The 21586-nt window shown below is 53.6% G+C and carries 23 protein-coding genes and 1 tRNA gene; 20 read left to right on the top strand and 4 right to left on the bottom strand.

All coding sequences use genetic code 11. From position 1 onward, the window contains the following. Window positions 1–101: 101 nt before the first annotated feature. Window positions 102–1391, top strand: a complete 1290-nt coding sequence (gene ltrA / locus ACJJIZ_RS15515) for a group II intron reverse transcriptase/maturase (protein WP_444914012.1) — start codon at window positions 102–104, stop codon at window positions 1389–1391. A 10-nt stretch (window positions 1392–1401) separates the two neighbouring features. On the opposite strand, the gene ACJJIZ_RS15510 is transcribed toward ltrA, so the two are convergent. Beyond that, window positions 1402–1809: a helix-turn-helix domain-containing protein gene (locus tag ACJJIZ_RS15510; protein WP_444916212.1), complete on the bottom strand. Its 408-nt coding sequence runs from the start codon at window positions 1807–1809 to the stop codon at window positions 1402–1404. Between the two features lie 129 nt (window positions 1810–1938). Between ACJJIZ_RS15510 and ACJJIZ_RS15505 the strand changes: the two genes are divergently transcribed. The 3 genes from ACJJIZ_RS15505 (at window position 1939) to ACJJIZ_RS15495 (ending at window position 3880) form a co-directional block, all read left to right on the top strand. After that, window positions 1939–2136, top strand: coding sequence for a hypothetical protein (locus ACJJIZ_RS15505; RefSeq protein ID WP_444914011.1), 198 nt, complete (start codon window positions 1939–1941; stop codon window positions 2134–2136). Between the two features lie 101 nt (window positions 2137–2237). Beyond that, entirely contained in the window at window positions 2238–2627 is a 390-nt protein-coding gene (locus ACJJIZ_RS15500; RefSeq protein ID WP_444908054.1) for a LexA family protein, read from the top strand. Next, on the top strand, window positions 2627–3880 hold the full coding sequence (locus ACJJIZ_RS15495) for a Y-family DNA polymerase (protein WP_444914010.1): 1254 nt from the start codon (window positions 2627–2629) through the stop codon (window positions 3878–3880). Before ACJJIZ_RS15500 ends, ACJJIZ_RS15495 begins: the two co-directional genes overlap by 1 nt. Window positions 3881–4144: 264 nt before the next feature. On the opposite strand, the gene ACJJIZ_RS15490 is transcribed toward ACJJIZ_RS15495, so the two are convergent. Both ACJJIZ_RS15490 and rne read right to left on the bottom strand, forming a co-directional pair. Continuing rightward, window positions 4145–4232: transfer RNA gene (locus ACJJIZ_RS15490), tRNA-Ser, on the bottom strand. 165 nt (window positions 4233–4397) lie between these two features. Beyond that, complete coding sequence (gene rne, locus ACJJIZ_RS15485) at window positions 4398–7364, bottom strand: ribonuclease E (protein WP_413662287.1); 2967 nt, start codon at window positions 7362–7364, stop codon at window positions 4398–4400. A gap of 784 nt (window positions 7365–8148) precedes the next feature. Here rne and rluC point away from each other — a divergent pair. Together rluC and ACJJIZ_RS15475 are read left to right on the top strand one after the other, a co-directional pair. Continuing rightward, window positions 8149–9144 (top strand): 23S rRNA pseudouridine(955/2504/2580) synthase RluC, encoded by a 996-nt coding sequence (rluC, locus tag ACJJIZ_RS15480; protein WP_444914009.1) that lies wholly within the window; start codon window positions 8149–8151, stop codon window positions 9142–9144. A gap of 14 nt (window positions 9145–9158) precedes the next feature. Beyond that, window positions 9159–9800 (top strand): HAD-IA family hydrolase, encoded by a 642-nt coding sequence (locus tag ACJJIZ_RS15475; protein WP_444914008.1) that lies wholly within the window; start codon window positions 9159–9161, stop codon window positions 9798–9800. Here ACJJIZ_RS15475 and ACJJIZ_RS15470 read toward each other — a convergent pair. Further along, on the bottom strand, window positions 9797–10393 hold the full coding sequence (locus ACJJIZ_RS15470; protein WP_444914007.1) for a Maf family protein: 597 nt from the start codon (window positions 10391–10393) through the stop codon (window positions 9797–9799). The two genes, ACJJIZ_RS15475 and ACJJIZ_RS15470, sit on opposite strands and share 4 nt — an antisense overlap. Window positions 10394–10499: 106 nt before the next feature. Here ACJJIZ_RS15470 and ACJJIZ_RS15465 point away from each other — a divergent pair, with 106 nt between their 5' ends. The 14 genes from ACJJIZ_RS15465 to ACJJIZ_RS15400 all read left to right on the top strand — a co-directional run bounded on the left by ACJJIZ_RS15465 (window position 10500) and on the right by ACJJIZ_RS15400 (window position 21526). Beyond that, window positions 10500–11042, top strand: coding sequence for a YceD family protein (locus ACJJIZ_RS15465; RefSeq protein ID WP_444896972.1), 543 nt, complete (start codon window positions 10500–10502; stop codon window positions 11040–11042). Window positions 11043–11115: 73 nt separating this feature from the next. Further along, a complete protein-coding gene (gene rpmF, locus ACJJIZ_RS15460) occupies window positions 11116–11310 on the top strand; it encodes a 50S ribosomal protein L32 (RefSeq protein WP_108733564.1) in 195 nt (64 codons plus the stop codon). Window positions 11311–11313: 3 nt separating this feature from the next. Further along, complete coding sequence (gene plsX, locus ACJJIZ_RS15455; RefSeq protein ID WP_282932473.1) at window positions 11314–12372, top strand: phosphate acyltransferase PlsX; 1059 nt, start codon at window positions 11314–11316, stop codon at window positions 12370–12372. A gap of 51 nt (window positions 12373–12423) precedes the next feature. Beyond that, on the top strand, window positions 12424–13368 hold the full coding sequence (gene fabD / locus ACJJIZ_RS15450; RefSeq protein WP_444913259.1) for an ACP S-malonyltransferase: 945 nt from the start codon (window positions 12424–12426) through the stop codon (window positions 13366–13368). A gap of 56 nt (window positions 13369–13424) precedes the next feature. Continuing rightward, entirely contained in the window at window positions 13425–14168 is a 744-nt protein-coding gene (fabG, locus tag ACJJIZ_RS15445) for a 3-oxoacyl-ACP reductase FabG (protein ID WP_444894745.1), read from the top strand. A 225-nt stretch (window positions 14169–14393) separates the two neighbouring features. Continuing rightward, a complete protein-coding gene (acpP, locus tag ACJJIZ_RS15440) occupies window positions 14394–14630 on the top strand; it encodes an acyl carrier protein (RefSeq protein WP_020415205.1) in 237 nt (78 codons plus the stop codon). A gap of 191 nt (window positions 14631–14821) precedes the next feature. Then, window positions 14822–16063: a beta-ketoacyl-ACP synthase II gene (fabF, locus tag ACJJIZ_RS15435; protein WP_444914006.1), complete on the top strand. Its 1242-nt coding sequence runs from the start codon at window positions 14822–14824 to the stop codon at window positions 16061–16063. 45 nt (window positions 16064–16108) lie between these two features. Beyond that, entirely contained in the window at window positions 16109–16879 is a 771-nt protein-coding gene (locus tag ACJJIZ_RS15430; protein ID WP_444914005.1) for an aminotransferase class IV, read from the top strand. 29 nt (window positions 16880–16908) lie between these two features. Further along, window positions 16909–17940 carry an endolytic transglycosylase MltG gene (gene mltG, locus ACJJIZ_RS15425; RefSeq protein WP_444916211.1) on the top strand — a complete coding sequence of 344 codons (1032 nt, stop codon included), beginning with the start codon at window positions 16909–16911 and terminating at the stop codon, window positions 17938–17940. Continuing rightward, entirely contained in the window at window positions 17940–18560 is a 621-nt protein-coding gene (gene tmk / locus ACJJIZ_RS15420; protein ID WP_282932477.1) for a dTMP kinase, read from the top strand. Before mltG ends, tmk begins: the two co-directional genes overlap by 1 nt. A gap of 47 nt (window positions 18561–18607) precedes the next feature. Continuing rightward, complete coding sequence (locus ACJJIZ_RS15415) at window positions 18608–19633, top strand: DNA polymerase III subunit delta' (RefSeq protein WP_413662280.1); 1026 nt, start codon at window positions 18608–18610, stop codon at window positions 19631–19633. 104 nt (window positions 19634–19737) lie between these two features. Continuing rightward, entirely contained in the window at window positions 19738–20091 is a 354-nt protein-coding gene (locus ACJJIZ_RS15410) for a PilZ domain-containing protein (protein WP_413662279.1), read from the top strand. Between the two features lie 7 nt (window positions 20092–20098). Continuing rightward, a complete protein-coding gene (locus ACJJIZ_RS15405) occupies window positions 20099–20875 on the top strand; it encodes a TatD family hydrolase (protein ID WP_444914004.1) in 777 nt (258 codons plus the stop codon). Between the two features lie 27 nt (window positions 20876–20902). Beyond that, window positions 20903–21526 (top strand): dUTP diphosphatase, encoded by a 624-nt coding sequence (locus tag ACJJIZ_RS15400; protein ID WP_444908414.1) that lies wholly within the window; start codon window positions 20903–20905, stop codon window positions 21524–21526. Window positions 21527–21586 lie beyond the last annotated feature (60 nt).

Raw genomic sequence — 21586 nt, 5'->3', positions numbered from 1 at the left:
GTAGTCCGAGAGCGGGAAAGCCGCTTACATGGCGAAGGGGCTGACAGTAATATCGGTGTGCAACAGAAACATAGTCCGGACAAAGTAGGGCTGGATACACTATGACAACCGCCTTGCACGCCATCGCATTTAAAGCACAGAGCCACCCCACGCACAGGTTTCAGAATTTATACGGACTGCTAAATTCCAACCTGCTGTATCAAAGCTGGGGCCAGCTCAACAAGCAGGCCCGCTGCGGTATTGATGGAGTAACAACCGAAGTTTACCGGCAAGGTCTGCCGCAAAATATCCAATGCCTACATCAACGGCTGTGTGACAAACGCTACCGTACCCAGGCGATTAAGCGGGTATTGATTCCCAAAGGCAACGGCAAGCAGCGCCCACTGGGGCTGCCTACGGTGGAAGACAAACTGGTGCAGCAGAGCGTAGCGCAGCTACTGCAAAGTATCTGGGAGCAGGATTTTCTGCCCTTTAGCTACGGCTACCGCCCCAGGAAAAGCGCCCACCAAGCCGTACATAGCCTTGGCTTAAACCTGCAATTCAAAGGCTACGGCTACATCGTTGAAGCCGATATTAAAGGCTTCTTTGATCAGCTGGATCACGACTGGTTACTGCGCATGCTAGCCCTTCGTATCGACGACAAAGCCCTGCTGACACTGATTAAACAGTGGCTTAAGGTGCGCGTGCAAACTCCAGATGGTAAGTTCAGTAAAGCGGCAGCAGGCACCCCGCAAGGTGGCGTGATCAGTCCGGTACTGGCGAACATCTATCTGCACTACGTCCTGGATTTGTGGTTCGAGAAGAAGGTTAAGCCGCGTATGCGTGGCAGAGCCATGCTAATCCGGTACGCCGATGATTATGTAGCGGCTTTCCAATTGAAAACGGATGCAGAGCGCTTTTACCGGGTACTACCGCAACGGCTGAACAAGTTTGGCCTGCAGTTAGCCCCCGAGAAAACGCACCTGAAGCGCTTTAGCCGCTTCCATCCGGGCCGAAAACGGCAGTTCCAGTTTCTGGGTTTTGAGTTCTACTGGAGCTTGGACGTCAACAAACGTCCCAGGCTCAGGCGCCGGACTGCCGCAAAGAAACAGAAGGGCACAATGGAAGCGCTCTACCACTGGATCAAAGCCAAGCGCAGTGAGCGTCTGAGAGAATGGCTGCCCACACTGAAGCGCAAGCTACAAGGCTTCCAGAACTACTTCGGTCTGCCAGACAACAGTCGAAGCTTGTCCCGTTTGTACAGCTATGTTCTACACAGCATACACAAATGGCTCAATCGACGGAGTCAGCGCAAGAGTTATAACTGGAATAGTCTAAAGGAAATGCTGGGATATTTTGGGCTAAAGCCACCGCGAGTATACAAACGCAGTATACTTGTGGACTGGTATTAGGGTTCGTGCTTTACACGAGCGAATATATTACTGAAGAGCCGGATGCGGTAGTTCCGCACGTCCGGATCTGCGTGGGGGCAGTTAGGGTAACCGGCTGTCCTACCACTACTCCCAACCTCTTCCAGAGTTGGTATCTACTCTCAATGACCGGATGAATATGCTTGCGAAAATTCTCCGGTAGTTGCGAATAAAGTCGAGCAATAAAAGGCGGGAATGGAATCTGTGCAAAGTGGTGCAGGTTCTCCACCCCGTACACCTCCGCCAAAGTAATCCCAACCGCCTCACACCATACCGGCAGCAGGTCCGCCGGAATTCTTTGTACGCCCGTTTCCATTTTCGAAATTTGAGATAACACAAGCCCCTGCTGCCTTGCCAGCTGTGCAATCGTCATCCTCTCCTGTTTCCGTGCGTTGCGCAGGTGATCGGCTAGTGATCCGGCCTCAAATATCGAGGTGCGTTTGGCGACTTGTCGTCATAAGGCAATAAAGATAACCGGTGTTAGGTGACACAAGGTTGAGATAGGGCTAATAGTTACAAGGAGTTGAGCATGCCTATAAAAGCGCAAATGGGACAATTGCAGCGAGTCACAAATCTGTGTGTGGCCCTGGAGTGGGTAACAGGCTGCCCCGATTTGGCGGGAATGGATGCCGTATTAAAGCTGATAGGTGAGGAAGTGAGCACCATTATCCAAGGTGTTATCTATTCGGTTGAGTCAAAAGGAGGTGGCGGCGCCGAGATGGCTTGAGTACAAAAGTACCTGTGAGGCCCTGGAGTCACACTGGCTACTTGTCTTTAGTGGGTGCTCGCTAATACACTGTATAAAGATACAGTATATTGCTAGAGCACATGAAACTTTCCCCTCTATACGGCAGTGGCGTTAGCTGCGGCTTTCCTTCGCCAGCGGATGACCACAAAGAAGCGGCGCTGAGCCTGGATCAACACCTGATAACCAGCCCGGCGGCGACATTCCTCGCCCGCGCCAACGGCGACTCTATGCAGAACCTCGGCATCTTTGACCGGGACCTGCTGGTAGTCGACCGATCATTAACACCAATCCACGGAGATGTGGTGGTGGTTGCCCTGGATGGGCAGTTAACGTGCAAGGTGCTCGACCGCCAACAGGGCCGCCTGCTATCAGCCAATGACAAATACGCACCGATTCCCATTTGGGAGGGGCAGGAATTGATTGTTGAGGGAGTGGTCAAGGCTTCCGTGCGGTACCACCGGTCCTGCTGATGTTGGCACTGGTTGATTGCAACAGCTGCTATGCCAGCTGCGAACAGATATTCCGCCCCGACCTGCGCGGGCTCCCGGTGGTAGTCCTTTCCAATAATGATGGTTGCGTGGTGGCTCGCTCGAAAGAAGCCAAAGTGTTAGGTATTCCCGACTTGCAGCCGTTCTTCAAGATTGAGCATCTATTGCGAAAGCACGGGGTAAAGATCTTCTCGAGTAACTACGCCCTGTACGGCGATATTTCCCACCGGGTAATGATAACGCTGAAGCAGTACAGTCCAGAGGTTGAAGTCTATAGCATCGATGAGATGTTTCTGGATCTGCATGGGTTGCAAGAGTGTCTACTGGATTACGGCCAGCAAATAAGGCAAACCCTCTGGCGGGATGTTCGCATGCCGGTGGGCGTTGGCATTGCTCCCAGTAAAACCCTGGCCAAGCTGGCAAATAGAGTTGCCAAGAAGATCCCCAAATGTCAGGGCGTCTGCGTCTTGGACTCCCCCGCAAAGTGGCAATGGCTGCAGCGACGCACTGAAGTGGGTGATGTGTGGGGTGTAGGCAGGCGCCTTTCAAGGCGACTTGGGCACCTGGGTATCAAGACAGCCTATGACTTGGCACAAGCCAACCCGAAAATTCTACGCAGCCATACGAATGTAAATATTGAGCGCACGATAGAAGAGCTAAATGGCATTAGTTGCTTAAGCCTGGAAGAGCAGCCACCGGCCAAGAAACAGATCTATTGCACACGCTCATTCGGCGAAAAGCTCACCGATCTGCAGCCGATACTGCAGGCCGTTACCTTGTACGCGAGCAGGGCGGCGGAGAAGCTGCGGGCCCAGGACTCCCTGGTAAAGTCTATCCATGTCTTCCTGCATACCTCACCCCATGAGCCGCTCTACTACAGCCGCAGCACCGTGGTACAAAGCCCATACCCCACGGATGACACACGGCTGATAGTGCAGCTGGTAAAGCGCGCCATTACAGAGCTGTTCCTGCAGGGACATAGATTCCTGAAAGCGGGGGTAGGGCTGGTAGAGCTTATCCCCCGCTCACTGGGCCAGGGCGACATGTTCACCACGGGCCAGCCAATACGATCAGATGAGACCATGCAGGCCATGGACCAGATCAATCAACGGTTTGGCCGGGGCACCTTGTTTCTGGGGGCTGAAGGTATCGACAAGAAGTGGAAGATGAGGCAGGAGCATCGATCGCCAGCCTATACGACTCAGTGGGACCAGCTACCGGAGATTACGATCTAGCTGCTGCGTAAGCGTATGAGGTCTTTGTAAGGTTAATGGGCGGGCTCTCGTGGAGCCTGCAAAAGAGCTAAATCGACCTAATGTTCACGGAAAGGGGTAGATGATAAAGACGTTGGTGCGCTGCCGCAGTTGGCGCGTATCGTATAGAGTTTGCGTCATCTGAAACGTTGCGGACTAGCAAAAGCTAAGTGGGGGAACAAGTGGGGGGATAAAAATAGCAGAAACAAAAAAGCCCTGAAAAATCAGGGCTTTCTGTATGAATAATGGCGGTGGGGCAGGGATTCGAACCCTGGGACCTGTTACAGTCAACGGTTTTCAAGACCGCCGCTTTCGACCACTCAGCCACCCCACCAAATTGTGCTGCGCATTATACATGGCTTCCGGGGATGTACAAGCGCCATTTTGATTTTTTTTATATAGTTCAATAAGTTAGGTGATTTATTGACCAGCTCAAGGCTTACTGTCAGGTTGATAAGGCCGCCCCGGCCATTGGCTGGGGCGGCTTGGCAGCTATCGCTTAGCTCGCTTCTGCAGAGTCGCGATCGATATCTGCGTTGGCATCAACTTCCACGGCCTTGCGGCTGATACGCGGGTCGTTGGCCGGGCGGGCGAGGGCACGCGGATTGTGCTCAATTGCTGCCGGTTGCGCGGTATCCAGCGGCTGCTGGGAGCCCACTTTGCGGTGCTCAGTAACAATTGAGAATTCACCCAGTGGTTTGGGGTTGATACGCGGATCATTTACTGCGCGTCCCTGGCTGGGTGCGGTCGGTCCCTCTTCGGAAGCTGCCTGCTCGGCGGCAACAATTTCTTCCTGAACTTCCGGCTCGCTGGTGCCTGCCTGTTCCTGCAAAGCTTCAGCTGCAGCTTGTGCTTCTTCAAGCACGATTTCCTCTGCTGCTTCTACTTCTGGTTTGGCAGGAGTGGCCTCAGCTTTGGGAGCAGCCGGAACTTCTGCCGTGGTGGCTTTTCGTGCTGGTGCTTGCTCTACAGGCTTGACCTGCTCGGCAGCTGGCGCAGCTGCTTTTTCTACCGGGGTAGCTTTGGGCTTGGGCTGAGTAGGTTGCTGCGGCTCGGCGGTGGCAGCTTTGGCTACCTGTGGGGTGCTTTGCGGTTGGGCTGCTGGCTTCGGGGTCTCTTGTGCAGGTTTCTCCTCGTGGGCAGTTCGCACCGGCATGGTAATGGCGGGTTGGGCTGCTTGCTTGGGAGCTCTCTGCGGCTTATGAGACTCTTTCGCTTTGGCCTTGGGTTTGGATGCCTCGGTGCGAGTCTCTTTTACGACTTCCTTAGTTTTGCGGACCTCGTTTTCGGCTTCGTCGATGGCTTCGTGAACTTCGCGATTCAGCTCTTCCTGGCTGTGAGCTACCGCGGTTGCTGCGGTGTTCTCACTGCGGCGTCCGCCGCGACGGCGCGCCTGAGGGCGGCCGCGCACATTGCTCGGGCGACGTGCTGGGCGTTGCTGATCGGAGGTGTCTCCAGCCTGTTCGTTGGTATCAACGGTATTTTGGGCTTCAGCAGTTTGAGCGCGGTTGTCGCTGCGGCGGTTGTCGTTGCGGCGACGGCGACGTCTGCGCTGACCTTCACCTTGGCGATCGGAGGCGCTGTCATGCTCATCCAGCTTGGCGCTGCGCTTATCTTCGCGTTGGTCGTCGCGCTTATTGTCTTCGCGGCGATCATCCTTGCGGCGCGCGGGGCGGCCGCTGCGGTTGTTGCGATTTCCGCGCTGGTTGCGATTGCGGTTGCGCTGCTGGTAGTCCTTGCCACGGCCTTTGGACTTTTGATGCTTCTTCGGCTCTTCCTCTTCTGCGGTGAAGAAGGAGGCGATAGCGCTAATCAATCGGCTGAAGAGTCCAGGCTCTTCCTTTTTCTCCGGAGTGGGTGCTGGAGCGGTGTGGGCAATTTGCTGCACGGCCGCTTGTGCTGCAGCTGGACGCTGTGGCTTTTCCTCTTTCTTGGTCACTGTCTCTTCGGCAGTGCCAGAAATCTTGTAGGAAGTTTCCAGGGTGGCAGTGTCATCGTCACGCAGGCGCTGAACTTCAAAGTGCGGCGTTTCCATTTCCGCGCTGGGTACAACTACTACGCGAGTGGAATTGCGGGACTCGATCTGGGAGATCGTTTTGCGCTTTTCGTTCAGCAGATAGGTCGCGACATTCACCGGGGTGATCGCACGGATCTCGGCGCTGCGCTCTTTCTTCGCTTCCTCTTCTACCAGGCGGAGAATGGAGAGAGCCAGAGACTTGGTGCCGCGAATAGTGCCTTGACCGCTACAGCGGGGGCAAACGCGGAAGGTGGTTTCACCCAGGGATGGGCGCAGGCGCTGGCGGGACATCTCCAGCAGTCCGAAGCGGGAGATGCGGCCAACTTGAACGCGGGCGCGGTCCATGCTGAGGGCCTTCTCCATGCGCTTTTCAACTTCGCGCTGGTTGGACTTGCTCTGCATGTCGATAAAGTCGATTACAACCAGTCCGCCCATATCGCGCAGGCGCAGCTGGCGAGCGATTTCGTCGGCGGCTTCCAGGTTGATATTGCGCGCGGTCTCTTCGATATCGCCGCCCTTGGTTGCGCGGGAGGAGTTGATATCGATAGATACCAAGGCCTCGGTCACATCGATAACGATGGAGCCACCGGAGGGGAGCTTTACTTCGCGCTCGAACGCTGTCTCAATCTGGCTTTCAATTTGATAACGATTGAACAGCGGAATGGCGTCTTCGTAGTACTTCACCTTATTGGCGTAGTGGGGCATTACCTGGCGGGCAAACTCTGCGGCCAGCTCAAAGGCGCCTTTGTCGTCGACAATAACTTCGCCGATATCATCGCGCATGTAGTCGCGGATGGCGCGGATAATGACGTTGCTTTCCTGGAACAGGAAGTGGGGCGCTTTGGAGGTATCAGCTTCTTCCTTGATGGCATTCCAAAGTTGCAGCAGGTAGTTGAGGTCCCATTGCAGTTCGTCACCGCTGCGGCCAACGCCGGCGGTACGCACGATGATGCCCATGCCTGAGGGGACATCTACACTGGCCAATGCATCGCGGAGTTCGGAGCGCTCATCACCTTCAATGCGGCGGGAGATACCGCCGGCACGAGGATTGTTGGGCATTAACACCAAGTAGCGGCCGGCGAGGCTAACAAAGGTGGTGAGGGCAGCGCCTTTGTTGCCGCGCTCTTCTTTGTCCACCTGGACAATAACTTCCATGCCTTCTTTGACAACATCTTTGATTTTGATGCGGCCTTCGATGTCTTTGGGCTGCTTGAGGAAGTACTCGCGAGAGATTTCTTTCAGGGGGAGGAACCCGTGGCGCTCTTCGCCGTAGTCGACGAATGCAGCTTCGAGGGAGGGTTCTACACGGGTAATCTTACCTTTGTAGATGTTCGCTTTTTTCTGCTGGCGGGTTCGGTTCTCAATATCTAAATCATAGAGCCACTGGCCGTCGACCAGGGCAACACGCAACTCTTCAGGTTGGGTTGCGTTGATTAGCATTCTTTTCATGCGTGTCGTTTTCCTTGCGTTGCGCAAAGGCGTGACACCGCTACTCACAGGCTTGCTTGTTGGCTGTCCGGTGGAGAGGACCACCAGGCAGGGCAGGGAAAATAAGGTATGCCAGCTCTACCGCGCCATGGATCTATGCGGCTTGTTGAGACTGGCATTTGCCTATTATTCGCTCTGCAAAAACTCCGGATACGCGCTGTTATTGTGCTATCCGTTGGTACCTTTAATACCTTTTGTTAGTACTGCCCTGTACCTATGCTGCAGGCTTCTGCAGCAGGGTTGGGCGCCGCCCCTTGGTTTGTTTCATGCTGGGCGGCAAGGTTTGCGTCAATCATCAGAGGTTCTGCAGTTCAGCTTTTGGCTGATACCCATTCTTCTTAATTTTTTTACCAGGCTTGCGGAAGCTGTGCTGCCCTGGTTGCCAGTTCGGTTGCTGGCTCGTCGTATTCTGCAAAACCGGACGCAAGTTTGAGTCGTCCTTTCAAGCGCTGCGGGTCACGGCCCGTCTTACCTTCGCGATAATTACCCGCATAACCGCGGGCTGTTGTTGCCGGTGAGCTCCCCTCTGGTTCTGGTAATTGGGGGACATCTCAACGGCTAAGTTTTATCAATGACGCGGCATCCCCGCGCACCGACCGAATGGGGTATTTTCGTTGGGGTCACGGCTATCTCTTCATGTGGGAAGTCGCCTTTGACCGAAAATACGCCGAATTCAGGCCGGCCGAATATAGCATGGGCAGGGAGGTGCTTCAATTGTATCCCTGGCAACGCTATGATGCGCGTCATGCGAAGTATACCCCACCCTAAGAAGGCTCCGGCCGAGACCCCATCAAAGACCTCGAATCCATCTGGCGGCGTGCAGCTTTTAACTGTACCTGAAGAGCTGGCGGGACAGAGGATCGACAATTTCCTCCAGGCGCGCCTCAAGGGTGTGCCGCGTTCACGTATATACCGAATCCTGCGTAAGGGTGAGGTAAGAGTAAATAAAGGACGAATAAAGGCTGAATACAAGTTAAAGGCGGGCGATGTGGTGCGAGTGCCGCCAATTCGTGTTGCCGAGCAGGCTGAGACCCCTCTCGCAGGTGAATCTCTGCGCCAGCTGATCCAAGAGTCCATACTTTACGACAAGCACGGGCTTATGGTGATCAATAAACCGTCGGGCCTTGCGGTCCATGGCGGCAGCGGTGTCAGATTGGGTCTGATTGAAGTTTTGCGCCAGATGTTTCCGCAAAGCCCGTTTATTGAGTTGGTGCACCGCCTTGACCGGGATACCAGTGGCGCCATCATGGTGGCCCGCAAGCGCGCGGTATTGCAGCATGTTCAGTCGGAGTTGCGGGCGGGAAAGATCGGTAAATCGTATCAGGCATTGGCGGTGGGCAAGTGGCCCCGAGGTCGCCGCGTTGTTGAGGCACCTTTGCGCAAGAACACTTTGAAAAGCGGCGAGAGAATGGTGTCAGTGCACCCTGAGGGCAAGCCTTCAGAGACTCGCTTTAAGTTGATTGAGAGATTTAAGGCGGCGACTCTGCTTTCCGCAGAGCCGGTCACCGGGCGAACACACCAAATTCGAGTTCATGCTCAGTTTGTTGGTTGCCCTTTGGCGGGCGACAACAAGTACACCTCGGACGAAGTCAATCGTGAATTTCGCGGTCGCGGTCTGAAGCGTCTCTTTTTGCACTCGGCTTCAGTGCGCTGCTCTTTGCCAGATGGCTCCAAGGTTGAGGTGGAGGCTCCACTCCCTGCGGAGCTGAGTGCAGTGCTGAATAGATTAAGGGAAGAGTAGGGCGTTCTTTTGTTATGTTGGTAATCCTCGATTGGGACGGGACGGTTTGTAATTCTGAGGCGCGTATCGTCGATTGTATGTTGCGGGCAGCAGATAGAGCCGGTTTGTCGGTGCTTGCCCCGGAAGCGGTTAGCAACATCATCGGGCTTGGTCTGCCGGAGGCGATATCCTCTCTGTTTCCGGAGGCTGCCAGTGAGGAAAAACTCACGTTGCGCCAACTTTACTTTGATGAGTGGATGGCGGCCCGGGTTGAACCCTTGCCGTTATTTGAGGGGGTCCTGGATACCCTGGACCAGTTGCTGTGCGGTGGTCACCAGTTGGCGGTAGCGACTGGGAAGAGTCGGCAGGGGCTCAATCGGGAATTTGAGGAGCACGGCCTCGGCCACTTGTTTGCCGCCAGTCGTTGTGCGGATGAGACCGCTTCCAAGCCTGATCCGCTGATGCTGAATGAGTTGCTACATGAGACCGGAACCGGTCCGGAGCAGGCGGTAATGGTAGGGGATACCGTATACGACCTGGAAATGGCGGCGGCGATCGGCATGCCCTCTATCGGGGTGAGCTATGGCGCTCATTGCCCAACCCGACTGCAGGGGTGTGGCCCCAAGGTTGTTATCGATCGTTTCTCTGAGCTGCTGCGCTGGCCGCCACTCTTTTAGGTGGCCTGCGGGCCCAATGGATCTATGCCAAAGTGGTTCAGCATATCGGTAAGGCGGATTAGTGGCAGCCCAACCAGGGTGTTGAGATCTGCCCCTTCAAGCCTCTCAAACAGGGCGATACCTAGCCCTTCCACCTTAAAAGAGCCGGCGCAATCGTAAGGTTGTTCCAGCTCTACATATCGTTCAATTTGCTCTGTGCTCAACTGCCGAAAGTAGACGGTGAAGGTTTCCGTATCGCCCAACTGCTCTCCGCTTGCGCTATTCAGCAGGCTCAAGCCGGTGTGGAATATCACTTTTTTGCCGTTGCAGGCTTGCAGCTGGGCGATGGCGCGCTCCCTACTGCCTGGCTTGCCAAGTATTTGACCGTCGCAAGAGGCAACTTGATCTGAACCGATAATCAGTGATTTCGGGTGGCGGCCAGCCAGGGCGCGCGCTTTCTCTGTGGCGAGGCGCAGGGCGAGTGCAGCTGGCGCTTCCCCCGCCTGTGGTGCTTCATCTATATGGGGCGAATCCTGCTGAAAGGGGATGCCAAGCTGTTGTAGTAGGGTTCTGCGGTAAGGAGAGCTGGAGGCTAGTATCAGAGGGTGGGGCATTCTGGTGGATTTTCCGCTGAGTCGAATAGTGGTTTGTGACCGGGCGATACTGCAATGCCTGATTTGTTTTGACAAGGCTAAGGTGAGTCCATAGAATTGCGCGCTTATGTCGATAGCCCCCTCTAAATCAGTATTGCCAAAGAGCATTGATGCTCGGAAATTGGTACAGCGAGAGCAGTTGCTCGATGGTGTTTTGCCGTTGGAGTCCCTGCCTCGGGTTGGTAGCGCAGTTGAGTCTGTCCACGGAGAGATTTCTGCTGAATTGCAGTTTGAGCGAGACTTGCAAGGTCACCAAACGGTGAGCGGTAAGGTTCAACTTGCAGTTGACCTCTTGTGTCAGCGCTGTTTGTCACCGGTCCATGAGCAGATCGAGGCACAGTTTAGCTGGGGTATCGTATGGACTGAGGAGCAGGGTAAGGCCCTGCCCAAAGATCTGGACCCGGTGATCCAGGACGGCGATGAGCTGGACTTGCACCAGATCCTTGAAGATGAAATTTTGCTCAATTTGCCAATGGTGGCTTATCACCAGGAAGAATGTGTCTCCAAGGAGAGCTTTCATTTTGGTGACGAGGTTGCCGAGGCGGATGAGCAACAGGCAAACCCCTTTAAAGTGCTGGAGCAGTTGAAGGGTTCGTCGGGTAAATCCTAGGTTTCCCGATGAGTTTGGGCTCGCCGGTAGGCGCCCCGGTTCCAGCGAAATTTGTTTATTTTAGGAGCTAGCAATGGCTGTTCAACAAAACAAGAAGACTCGTTCCCGTCGCGGTATGCGCCGTTCCCACGATGCGCTGGGCGCAGGTGCTACCCTTTCCGTCGATCCGACTACCGGTGAAAAGCACCGTCGTCACCACGTGACCAAAGACGGTTTCTACCGTGGTCGCAAAGTGATCGAAGTTAGCGGCGGCTCTGAAGAAGAGTAAGCTTTGTCCAGCCAATTGCGATTGGCCGTGGATGCAATGGGCGGGGACTTAGGTCCCCGCTCTGTCGTTCCGGCATGTATTAGATTTCTTCAAAACTTCCCTGAAGCGCAGCTAAAGCTATTTGGTCCGCGCGCAGAGCTTCAAGCTCTGGTTCATCAAGAGCTGCAACGCCATCGCCGCCGCGTTACCCGCCGTCTCGAAATTATCCATTGCGAGCAAGTCATCACTCAAGAGTGCAATCCGCTGCAGGCTGTTCGCCATAAGCGCGATTCAACCATGGCGATGGCCCTGAAGAGTGTTGCATCGGGAGATGTGCAAGCTGCAGTTACCTCCGGCAATACCGGCGCCTTGTTGGCGTTGAGTCGCAGTATTCTCGGTAATATCCAAGGTGTTAGGAAGCCGGCGCTCGGTAAGTCTGTACCTTCGGGTATGGGTTCCTGCTATCTTTTGGACCTTGGTGCCAATGTGGATTGCAGTGCTGAGGATTTGCTTCAGTTCGCCCGTATGGGGATTGAGGCTCAGCGGATTCATACTGCCCGCAAGAGTGTGAAGGATATAAAGGTGGCACTGCTCAATATTGGGGCGGAAGCACATAAGGGTAGCGCCGAAATACGCCGTGCAGCGGAACTGCTCGATGCGGACCCCGGGGTCAATTATGTTGGCTTTGTTGAGGGGCATGATATTTTTACCGGCTCGGTAGATGTGGTTGTTTGCGATGGCCTGATGGGTAATGTCGCGATGAAATCTGCCGAGGGTGTGATTCGACTAATGGGTCAAAAAGCGTTCACAATCGAGAAAAGAGGGTGTTTCAAGCGTTTTTTTGGCCAATTGGCCATAAAGCTGTTGCGAAAATGGCGTACACAGGTGGAACCTGCTCGCTATAATGGCGCCAGCTTTGTAGGGGTAAAGGGCAACGTGATCAAGAGTCACGGCGGTGCCAGCAGCGAAGCTTTTTATCGGGCGATGGTTACGGCGAAGGAGTGTGCCGATGCTGACCTGGCAGCCAGGGTCGATGCCGCTATGGCACAATCCGGCGAAAGACGCTCCATGGATGAAGGGTAAAAAGCAGTTTTCCCTTACTGAAATCAGCCACATTTAGGTTAAGGATATCTTATGACCAATGCCGCACTCGCATTTGTCTTTCCGGGGCAGGGTTCCCAGAAAATAGGTATGCTCTCTGAGATTGCCCAAGAGGCGCCTGAAATTCAGGCCACTTTTGCCGAAGCATCCAATGTGCTCGGCTATGACCTCTGGGACCTGTGCCAGAATGGCGAGCAGGAAGCCATTAATCTCACCCAGCGTACCCAGCCCCTCTTACTGACTTCCAGTGTTGCCCTTTATCGCATGTGGCGCTCTCGCGGCGGTGCCCAGCCTGCATTCATGGCCGGCCACAGTTTGGGTGAGTGGTCAGCACTGGTGTGCTCTGGCGTTCTGGCATTTAAAGATGCGGTTCATTTGGTTCGCGAGCGCGGCCGCTTGATGCAAGAGGCGGTTCCCGTAGGGGAGGGCGCTATGGCTGCGATCATCGGTCTTGATGACGCAGCTGTCGAAGAAGCTTGTGCTGCTTCTGCTGAGGGTGAAATAGTCGCTGCGGTGAATTACAACTCTCCCGGCCAGATTGTTATTGCGGGAAGTAGCGCGGCGGTGCAGCGCGCCATCGAAGCCTGTAAAGCTGCCGGTGCAAAGAAGGCTATGCCTCTTCCGGTCAGTGCTCCATTCCACACTGAGCTGATGCGTCCCGCGGCGGAAAAGCTGACCCCTCAAATAGAGGCGACAGAATTTAACGCGCCAGAAATACCCATCGTGCACAATGTCCACGCTGAGCTTGAATCGGATCCGGAAAAAATTAAGACCCTGATGATCGAGCAGATTTATCGCCCGGTTCGCTGGACTGCCTGCGCACAAAAAATTATTGGCTCCGAAGTGGAGCAAATGGTTGAGTGTGGTCCGGGTAAGGTTTTGTCTGGCCTGATCAAACGTGTCGATCGAAGTGTTTCCTGTCACGCAATCGATAGCCCCAGTAACTTTAATGAAGCTCTGCGAGCTACAGCGGTATAAATCGCTCAAAAAGTAGTCCAGAAGTCGAATAAGGATAAGTGAGAATGACCTTACAGATGTCCCTTGAGGGTAAAGTTGCCTTGGTGACAGGTGCAAGTCGCGGTATTGGTGCGGCAATTGCAGATATGCTCGGTGGAATGGGTGCCACAGTTATTGGTACTGCCACCAGCGAATCCGGTGCTGAAAAAATAAGCGCCCGCTTCGCAGAAGCCGGTATCGCAGGTGCCGGTAAAGTTCTGGATGTGGGCAATGCGGAAAGTGTTTCCGAGCTTCATGCAGCGATAAAAAATGAGTTTGGTGCTCCTGCGATATTGGTTAATAATGCTGGCATCACCAAGGACAACTTGTTGATGCGCATGAAGGATGACGAGTGGGATTCAGTCGTCAATACGAATTTGACCGCGGTCTATCGCATGAGTAAGGCTTGCCTGCGCGATATGACCAAGGCGCGATGGGGACGGATTATTAATATCAGCTCCGTCGTAGGAAGTATGGGTAATGCCGGTCAGAGCAATTATGCAGCGACCAAAGCTGGTGTGGGAGGCTTTGCCCGCTCCCTGGCTTCAGAGGTGGGCTCCCGAGGAATCACGGTTAATACCGTAGCTCCCGGCTTTATTGATACTGATATGACAAAAGTCTTGCCTGAAGCGCAACGCGAGTTGCTTCTGGGTAAGATTCCTCTCGCGAGGCTCGGGAAGCCGGAAGAAATCGCTTCGGTGGTTTCCTTCCTGGCGAGTGATGCGGGAGGCTATGTCACCGGCGAGACAATTCATGTCAATGGCGGTATGTACATGGCGTAGTTTGTGTTTCAAAATGTCTCTTTAACTTATTGATTTTAGAGATATTTATGTTTTTGCTGATGGTGTTGAGGGGCCGCACATTACATCCCGAAAAACTTGGGGTACAATGGCCTCTGAATTATCCAAAAGCTGTGTGAGCCGGTCGTTATCACCAACAACATTGGATACGGTGAAAAACAATAGCGACTAAAACAGATTTTTACCCACTAGGAGTTAAATTGAATCATGAGCAGCATTGAAGAGCGCGTTAAAAAGATCGTTGCTGAACAACTGGGCGTTAAGGAAGAAGACGTTAAGCCTGAAGCCTCTTTTGTTGAAGATCTGGGCGCTGACTCACTCGACACAGTTGAGCTGGTTATGGCTTTGGAAGAGGAATTCGAAACTGAAATTCCCGATGAAGAAGCTGAAAAAATCACTACTGTTCAGCTGGCAATGGATTACATCAAGGATAACCTTGGTTAATTCCTGCTGGGTAGTTTAGGCACGGGCAGCTCAATATGCTGTACCTAGCCGAGCGATTCTGAAAGCCGTTCTATGTTTCATAGCGCGGCTTTCTTGTTATTGGTACTACGGAATTGTGACTGCTGACCGGATGTTGTTCTTTTAACTACATTGGTGAAGGACGGTAGCAGAAAATTTCAGGGGGGAGCGCAGTGTCGCAAAGAAGAGTTGTTGTAACCGGAATGGGAGTCGTTAGCCCGTTAGGTAACACCCTAGAGGATACTTGGTCTGGGGTACTACAGGGAGCTAATGGTGCTGCTCCGATTGAGACATTTGATGTCTCGGCTTTTTCAACCCGCTTCGCCGCTACTGTAAAGAATTTTGATCCCACGCCATACATGCCCGCAAAAGAAGCGCGCAAGATGGATACTTTCTTGCAGTACGGACTGGTGGCCGGTATTCAGGCTATGCAAGATAGCGGCCTGGAGGTAACCGAAGAGCTGGGTCCGCGCGTGGGTACCTGTATTGGCTCTGGTATGGGCGGTATCCTGGCTATCGAAGATAATTCATTGCTGATTGCCGAAAAAGGCCCTCGCCGTGTATCACCTTTCTTTGTACCTGGCGCCATCATTAATATGGTTGCGGGTAACCTCTCGATTAAATATGGCCTCAAAGGCCCCAATCTGGCGGTGACAACAGCCTGTACCACAGGAACCCATGCGATTGGCCTAGGAGTTCGTGCGATTCAGCACGGTGATGCCGATGTGATGGTATGTGGTGGTGCAGAAATGGTTACCACCCCGGTAGGGCTCGGCGGTTTCTGTGCGGCAAGGGCGCTGTCCACCCGCAATGATGATCCGCAATCAGCTAGCCGCCCCTGGGATAAAGACCGTGATGGTTTTGTACTGGGCGAAGGGTCTGCGGTACTCGTTTTGGAAGAGTACGAAAATGCAATCGCTCGCGGAGCCAAGATTTATGCAGAAGTAGCTGGCTTTGGTATGAGCGGTGATGCCCACCACATGACCTCTCCTCCGGAAGATGGCGCTGGCGCTGCTCTCTCAATGGAAAATGCCTTGAGAGATTCCGGTATGAGCCCAAGTGATATCCAGTATATCAATGCTCATGGTACTTCTACTCTGCTGGGAGACACAGCTGAGATCCTGGCGGTTAAAAAAGTATTCGCGGGGGTGACGGACTCCCTCGCTGTGAGTTCTACCAAGTCGATGACCGGTCACCTGCTGGGGGCTGCCGGCGCTATTGAAGCCGTTTTCTCGGTATTGTCATTGCGCGACCAGGTTGCGCCCCCAACTATCAATCTCTTCTCCCCGGATGAGGCCTGTGCCGGTATTAACCTGGTGCCCCAAGAGGCCCAGCCAATGGCAATCAATGCAGTCCTATCCAATTCCTTTGGTTTCGGTGGCACCAATGGGTCACTGATATTCAAGCGAGTCTGATTCCCGTGCCCACCGCGAGGTGGGCACACCTGCCTTGGGAGCTCCATGTACCAGTTACCTCAAATGTACTTTCGGGGGCTGGCCGTTGATCAGTTACCAGATGATGCTGATTACTCGGGTGGAATCCTCGAAACAATGCGCTGTCACAACAAAGGTCTACCGCTTTGGTCTTTCCACCGCGCTCGCCTGGAGCGTTCGGGAGTGTTGGATGAGGCCTGTCTGGGAGAAATTGAGCAGTCGACGTTAAAATTGACAGCCGGCTGTCGCTGGCCTGAGGCGATTGCGCGCCTGCGTGTTGGCAGTGTGCGCGGGCAGCAATGTTGGGATTTGGTGCTGCGGCCGCTGATTGAAACTGCTGAGGGGCAGGTGGGCACTAGCCTTTTCCCTTGTTCGACGAGCTTGCCGATCGGTAGTAATTCGAACCAGGGCTGCAAAACTTTACTCCGTAACCGATATAATGCGGCAAAAGCAGAGCTGCCGGTGGGTCAATTTCTCGATGGATTGATGCTGGATTCGGCGGGAAGGGTCATCGAAACCCTGCGCTGTAATATCCTGGCCCGATTTGGCGGGAAGTGGATGACTCCATCCCTGCACCGGTGTGGTGTTCATGGTGTGATGCGGCAGTGGCTCTCGAGCCATATCCACTGGCAAGAGGAAGACATGGGGCTTTCCGAGCTCTGTGAGGCCGATGAGCTGGCTCTCTGCAACAGTGTTCGAGGTGTATTACCGGTAGTAGAGGTAATCGGTTACAAAAATTGGCCTGTGGGTGTCGAGACCCGCAAGCTACAGAAGCTGATATTGGATAAATTGTGGTGAAGAAAAAGCAAGCGAGTTTCGCTTGGAGAGTGTTGAAGCTGTTATTTGGTGGGCTGGTATTAGCCTGCTTGGTTGCAGTTACCTCTCTATACGTGGCAAAGGAAGCCTTGGAATCCCCCCTGCCAATTGCACAAGATGGGCTTACGCTTCAGGTGGAAAAGGGCGGAAGTTTGTCCCGGACGCTGCGAAGCTTGCAGGGCGAAGGGATAATCCAGTGGCCGCAAATACTCCTCGCCTATGCCTACTGGGAGGGCACAACAGAAATCCATTCCGGCGAGTATTTAGTTCCCTTTGGCAGTAACGCCCGGGACTTGATTGCGCGCCTGAATCGCGGTGAAGTTACCCGCTATCGCATTACGCTATTAGAGGGCTGGACCTTTCGCCAGGCCCTGCGACAAATCCGCTCCGGTGAAAGAATCGTTCAGTCCGAAGAGGGGAGCAATGTCAGTGCCGCTGCCCGGGCTTTGGGTTTAAAGGAGGATGAGGTCGAGGGTTGGATTTTCCCGGATACTTACGTCTACCGGTCCGGTACCACAGATATTGAGCTGCTGCGTCAGGCCTATAATCGGATGCAGAAGGTACTGGATGAGGAGTGGCAATCAAAAGGGGATGATCTGCCCTATAAGTCGCCCTATGAAGCCTTAATCATGGCTTCAATTATCGAGAAAGAGACAGGGCAGCCATCTGAGCGCAGTGAAATAGCCGGTGTTTTTGTACGCAGGCTGAATAAAGGTATGCGCTTGCAGACAGACCCCACCGTAATTTACGGCTTGGGTGAGGACTTTGACGGAAATCTGACCCGTACACACCTGCGCCAGGCAACACCTTATAATACTTATGTTATTAATGGCCTTCCCCCTACGCCGATTGCCCTACCTGGGCGAGCGGCAATTCGGGCCGCTTTAAATCCAAAGCCCGGCAAGAGCTTGTATTTTGTTGGCAAAGGGGATGGATCTCATCATTTCTCAGCGACTCTGACAGAGCACAATCGTGCGGTGCGGGAGTATCAGCTGAAAAGGCGCGCGGATTACCGCTCGAGTCCGGCAAAAGGAAAGAATTAGTGTCGCACGGCAAGTTCATCACCCTCGAGGGTGTAGAGGGGGTGGGGAAATCTACCAATTTACTCTTCATCACCGAGTGGCTCAAAAAGCACAATATTAACTTTATCCAAACCCGGGAGCCGGGAGGCACCCCATTGGCAGAACAGCTGCGCGAGCTGTTATTGGCCAAACGGGATGAATCCGTTGATCCCACGGCGGAATTATTGATGGTGTTTGCCGCCCGCGCGCAACATCTGTCCCAGGTTATACTGCCCGCCTTAAAACGTGGGGATTGGGTGATCTGTGATCGCTTCACCGATGCTACCTATGCCTACCAAGGCGGTGGTCGCAGACTGGATCGACAATTGATCGAGCAGTTGGAGCAGACAGTTCAAGGGGATTTGCGCCCAGATAAAGTGCTTTTATTGGATCTCGACCCAGAAGTGGGGCTACAGCGAGCTGCACGCACTGGGGAAGCGGATCGGTTTGAGAGTGAGCATCTGGAGTTTTTTCAGCGGGTGCGTGCGGCTTATCGCGATCGAGCTGAAGCTGCGCCTGCCCGTTACGCGGTTGTGGATGCCGGTCAATCTCTGGAACAGGTGCAGATGGATCTAGCCAAGCAATTGGAGCTGTTGCTTTAAGCTATCTTGCCCCAGAATCTATTTTTAAATGATAAGAATTGTGGCTGATGTCTGTGCCTGAAACTTTTGAGTATAAATCGATACCGGTACCTCTTCCCTGGCACTCCGAGCAATGGCAGCGGTTGGGCTTGCAGTTGCAGGCGGGCCGCTGCCCGCACGCTTTGCTGCTGACTGGCCCGGAGGGGTTGGGAAAGCGACAATTCGCGGCTGCTTTTACCGCGTTGGCCCTATGTGAACAACCAAGGGCAGGTCAGGCCTGTGGAGAGTGTAAGGATTGTCGGTTGTGGATGGCTGGCTCGCATCCTGATTTCCTGCAAGTTGAACCTGAAAAGCCCGGTGGCCCGCTGAAAGTGGAACAGATCCGTCAGCTGGGCAACTTTGTTTCCCGCACCAGTGGGCGGGGCGGGGCGCGTCTGGTTTGTTTGTCGCCGGCGGAGGCGATGAATGTCAACGCAGCCAATGCCCTGTTGAAAAACCTGGAAGAACCGGCACCCTCCGTTATCTTTGTGTTGATCACCGATGCGCCCACAGGCCTTTTGCCAACCATTCGAAGTCGCTGTCAATCTATAGCTTTTCCGCCCCCAACTGGAGAGGTGGCGCTACAGTGGCTATACAGCAATGGACTGGAAGAGCCGCTGGCACAGCGTGTCTTAACTCTGGCAGGCGGGGCACCATTATTGGCGGCGGAGCTGGCCGAGCCCAAGTCGAGAGAAGTACGCGAGCAGTTTTTTAAAGATTTGGTTGCTGTAGCTCAGGGTACGGCAAGTTCAGTCTCTACAGCGGGCCGTTGGGAAACACCGGCCGAGGGTGTTGAATTGGTTCAGCTACTGCTTTTTTGGCAGCACTGGTTAACCCAGATGGTGCAGATTCGCAGTTGTGATCTCAGTGGAGATGCCCAGCTAATGGTTCTTTTGCAGAGGTTGCCGGGGTCGAGTGAGCAAAGCTTGCAGCCAGTATTTGCGTTCTACGATCATTTGCTTCAGGCGCGGAAAGGGTTACTGGGCACAGCTAACCCCAATCGTCGTTTGCTGCTGGAAGAATTATTTATTCGTTGGGCGAAGCTTTTTGCTTAGGCGTCTTGCACAAGTCGGGTAGGGTAATTGACGTTGCCTGGACACAGGCAGCGGGCTTAGATAAGTTAGCGCATCATTTAGAAATATAAACATTGAGGTTGTCCATGAAAGCCATGGGAGGCGGTGCCCGCAACGGCATCCTGTCACTGAAAATCCAGGATAAATCTGTGCTCTATGCGGCCTATATGCCCTTCGTAAAGAATGGTGGCTTGTTTATCAGTACGGATAAATCGTACAACCTTGGCGATGAGGTTTTTCTGCTTCTGAGCTTAATGGATGAGCCGGAAAAGATTCCGGTTGCCGGTAAAGTGATCTGGATTACCCCCAATGGTGCTCAAGGCAACCGCACTCCCGGAATCGGAGTTCAGTTTGGCGATAAGGACAATATCGCGCAAAACAAGATTGAAACTCACTTGGCGGGAACCTTAGAATCCAGCCGCCCAACCCATACGTTGTAACTCTCTAATGCTTGTTGATTCTCACTGTCACCTGGACAGACTTAAGCTCGATAAATTTGATGGCGATCTGGATGCTGTATTGGACTTGGCCCGCAGTCGCGGTGTTGGCAAGTTCCTCTGTGTCGGTATCAGTTTGGAAAACGCCGATGCGGTTGTTGAAATCGCATCCCGCTACGAGGACGTAGTCTGTTCCGTTGGTGTGCACCCGCTGGATGTCGACTCTGGCATGGCGGATGTTGAGCGACTGGTAGAAATGGCTAACCAGCCCAATGTTGTTGCATTGGGGGAGACAGGCCTGGATTACTACTACAGCACTGACACCCAGGAAATCCAGCAGCAAAGCTTTATTGCACACCTGAAAGCGGCAGGGCAGGCAGAGCTTCCGGTTATTGTGCATACGAGAGATGCGCGGGAAGATACTATCGCTCTCATTAAAGAGCACGGTAATACCAATACTGCAGGTGTTCTGCACTGTTTTACCGAGAGCTGGGATATGGCCAAGGCTGCCCTGGATCTCAATTATTATATTTCTTTGTCCGGCATCGTGACCTTTAAAAATGCCGAGGAGCTGCGGGATGTCGCCCGCAGGCTGCCTTTGGATCGGTTGCTCGTTGAGACTGACTCCCCTTATTTGGCTCCAGTGCCCTATCGGGGTAAGCCCAATATTCCGGCCTATGTGCGTGAAGTGGCAGAATTTATCGCTGATTTACGCGGTATTCCCTACGAAGAGCTGGCCGAAATCACCTCAGAAAACTTTTTCAGATTATTCCCCCGGGCAGTTTGATCCGGGTCTATTGGATGTTCCCCTATGATGAAGCAGCAGTTGCAAGTCATGCTGACTCTGCAAGACCAGATTAATACAGTAGTAAATGAAAACTGGCGTGAGCAAAACTTTGCCTGGTACCGCGCTATTTGGGTAGAAAGTGCAGAGTTGTTAGACCATTACGGTTGGAAGTGGTGGAAGAAGCAACTTCCAGAAATGGATCAGGTGAAGCTTGAATTGGTGGATATCTGGCATTTTGGTTTGAGCCTTGAATTGCAAAAAGGCTCTCCGCAGGAAGTGGCTGAGATCATGCTGAAGGAGTTTGCCGGTTCCGAGCGTACGGCGGGTGATTTCCGTGAAAACCTCGAGTCTTTCACCTTGAACACCCTGGCCACCAAACAGTTTGACGTTGCTGGCTTTGCTCAACTACTGGCCGATGCAGAAATGTCTTTTGCTGAGTTGTACCAGCGATATGTTGGTAAAAATGTACTCAACCGATTCCGTCAGGATAACGGCTACAAAGATGGCAGCTATGTAAAAAACTGGGCGGGCCGTGAAGACAATGAACACCTAGCGGAAATTGCCGGACTTTTGGACTCATCTGCTGCTGATTACAGTGACCAGGTTTACAAGGCACTGCAGGCGCGTTACCGGGAATTGGCGCTGACATAAACACTCGCAAAGAGTGTCCAATACAGTCTGAGAGGTTTTGTCATACAAATTGAGCCGCTA

The sequence above is a fragment of the Microbulbifer maximicatervae (SeqCode) genome (assembly GCF_052467225.1).
Note: the sequence above shows the minus strand (reverse complement) of the source record. Positions and strands in the feature narration are given on the sequence as shown.

Excerpts from the sequence above, each read along its gene's own strand:
- ltrA (WP_444914012.1), top strand. The coding sequence starts at position 102 with ATGACAACCGCCTTGCACGCCATCGCATTTAAAGCACAGAGCCACCCC.
- ACJJIZ_RS15505 (WP_444914011.1), top strand. The coding sequence starts at position 1,939 with ATGCCTATAAAAGCGCAAATGGGACAATTGCAGCGAGTCACAAATCTG.
- ACJJIZ_RS15500 (WP_444908054.1), top strand. The coding sequence starts at position 2,238 with ATGAAACTTTCCCCTCTATACGGCAGTGGCGTTAGCTGCGGCTTTCCT.
- ACJJIZ_RS15495 (WP_444914010.1), top strand. The coding sequence starts at position 2,627 with ATGTTGGCACTGGTTGATTGCAACAGCTGCTATGCCAGCTGCGAACAG.
- rne (WP_413662287.1), bottom strand. The coding sequence starts at position 7,364 with ATGAAAAGAATGCTAATCAACGCAACCCAACCTGAAGAGTTGCGTGTT.
- rluC (WP_444914009.1), top strand. The coding sequence starts at position 8,149 with ATGCGAAGTATACCCCACCCTAAGAAGGCTCCGGCCGAGACCCCATCA.
- ACJJIZ_RS15475 (WP_444914008.1), top strand. The coding sequence starts at position 9,159 with ATGTTGGTAATCCTCGATTGGGACGGGACGGTTTGTAATTCTGAGGCG.
- ACJJIZ_RS15470 (WP_444914007.1), bottom strand. The coding sequence starts at position 10,393 with ATGCCCCACCCTCTGATACTAGCCTCCAGCTCTCCTTACCGCAGAACC.
- ACJJIZ_RS15465 (WP_444896972.1), top strand. The coding sequence starts at position 10,500 with ATGTCGATAGCCCCCTCTAAATCAGTATTGCCAAAGAGCATTGATGCT.
- rpmF (WP_108733564.1), top strand. The coding sequence starts at position 11,116 with ATGGCTGTTCAACAAAACAAGAAGACTCGTTCCCGTCGCGGTATGCGC.
- fabD (WP_444913259.1), top strand. The coding sequence starts at position 12,424 with ATGACCAATGCCGCACTCGCATTTGTCTTTCCGGGGCAGGGTTCCCAG.
- fabG (WP_444894745.1), top strand. The coding sequence starts at position 13,425 with ATGTCCCTTGAGGGTAAAGTTGCCTTGGTGACAGGTGCAAGTCGCGGT.
- acpP (WP_020415205.1), top strand. The coding sequence starts at position 14,394 with ATGAGCAGCATTGAAGAGCGCGTTAAAAAGATCGTTGCTGAACAACTG.
- ACJJIZ_RS15430 (WP_444914005.1), top strand. The coding sequence starts at position 16,109 with ATGTACCAGTTACCTCAAATGTACTTTCGGGGGCTGGCCGTTGATCAG.
- ACJJIZ_RS15415 (WP_413662280.1), top strand. The coding sequence starts at position 18,608 with ATGTCTGTGCCTGAAACTTTTGAGTATAAATCGATACCGGTACCTCTT.
- ACJJIZ_RS15410 (WP_413662279.1), top strand. The coding sequence starts at position 19,738 with ATGAAAGCCATGGGAGGCGGTGCCCGCAACGGCATCCTGTCACTGAAA.
- ACJJIZ_RS15405 (WP_444914004.1), top strand. The coding sequence starts at position 20,099 with ATGCTTGTTGATTCTCACTGTCACCTGGACAGACTTAAGCTCGATAAA.
- ACJJIZ_RS15400 (WP_444908414.1), top strand. The coding sequence starts at position 20,903 with ATGAAGCAGCAGTTGCAAGTCATGCTGACTCTGCAAGACCAGATTAAT.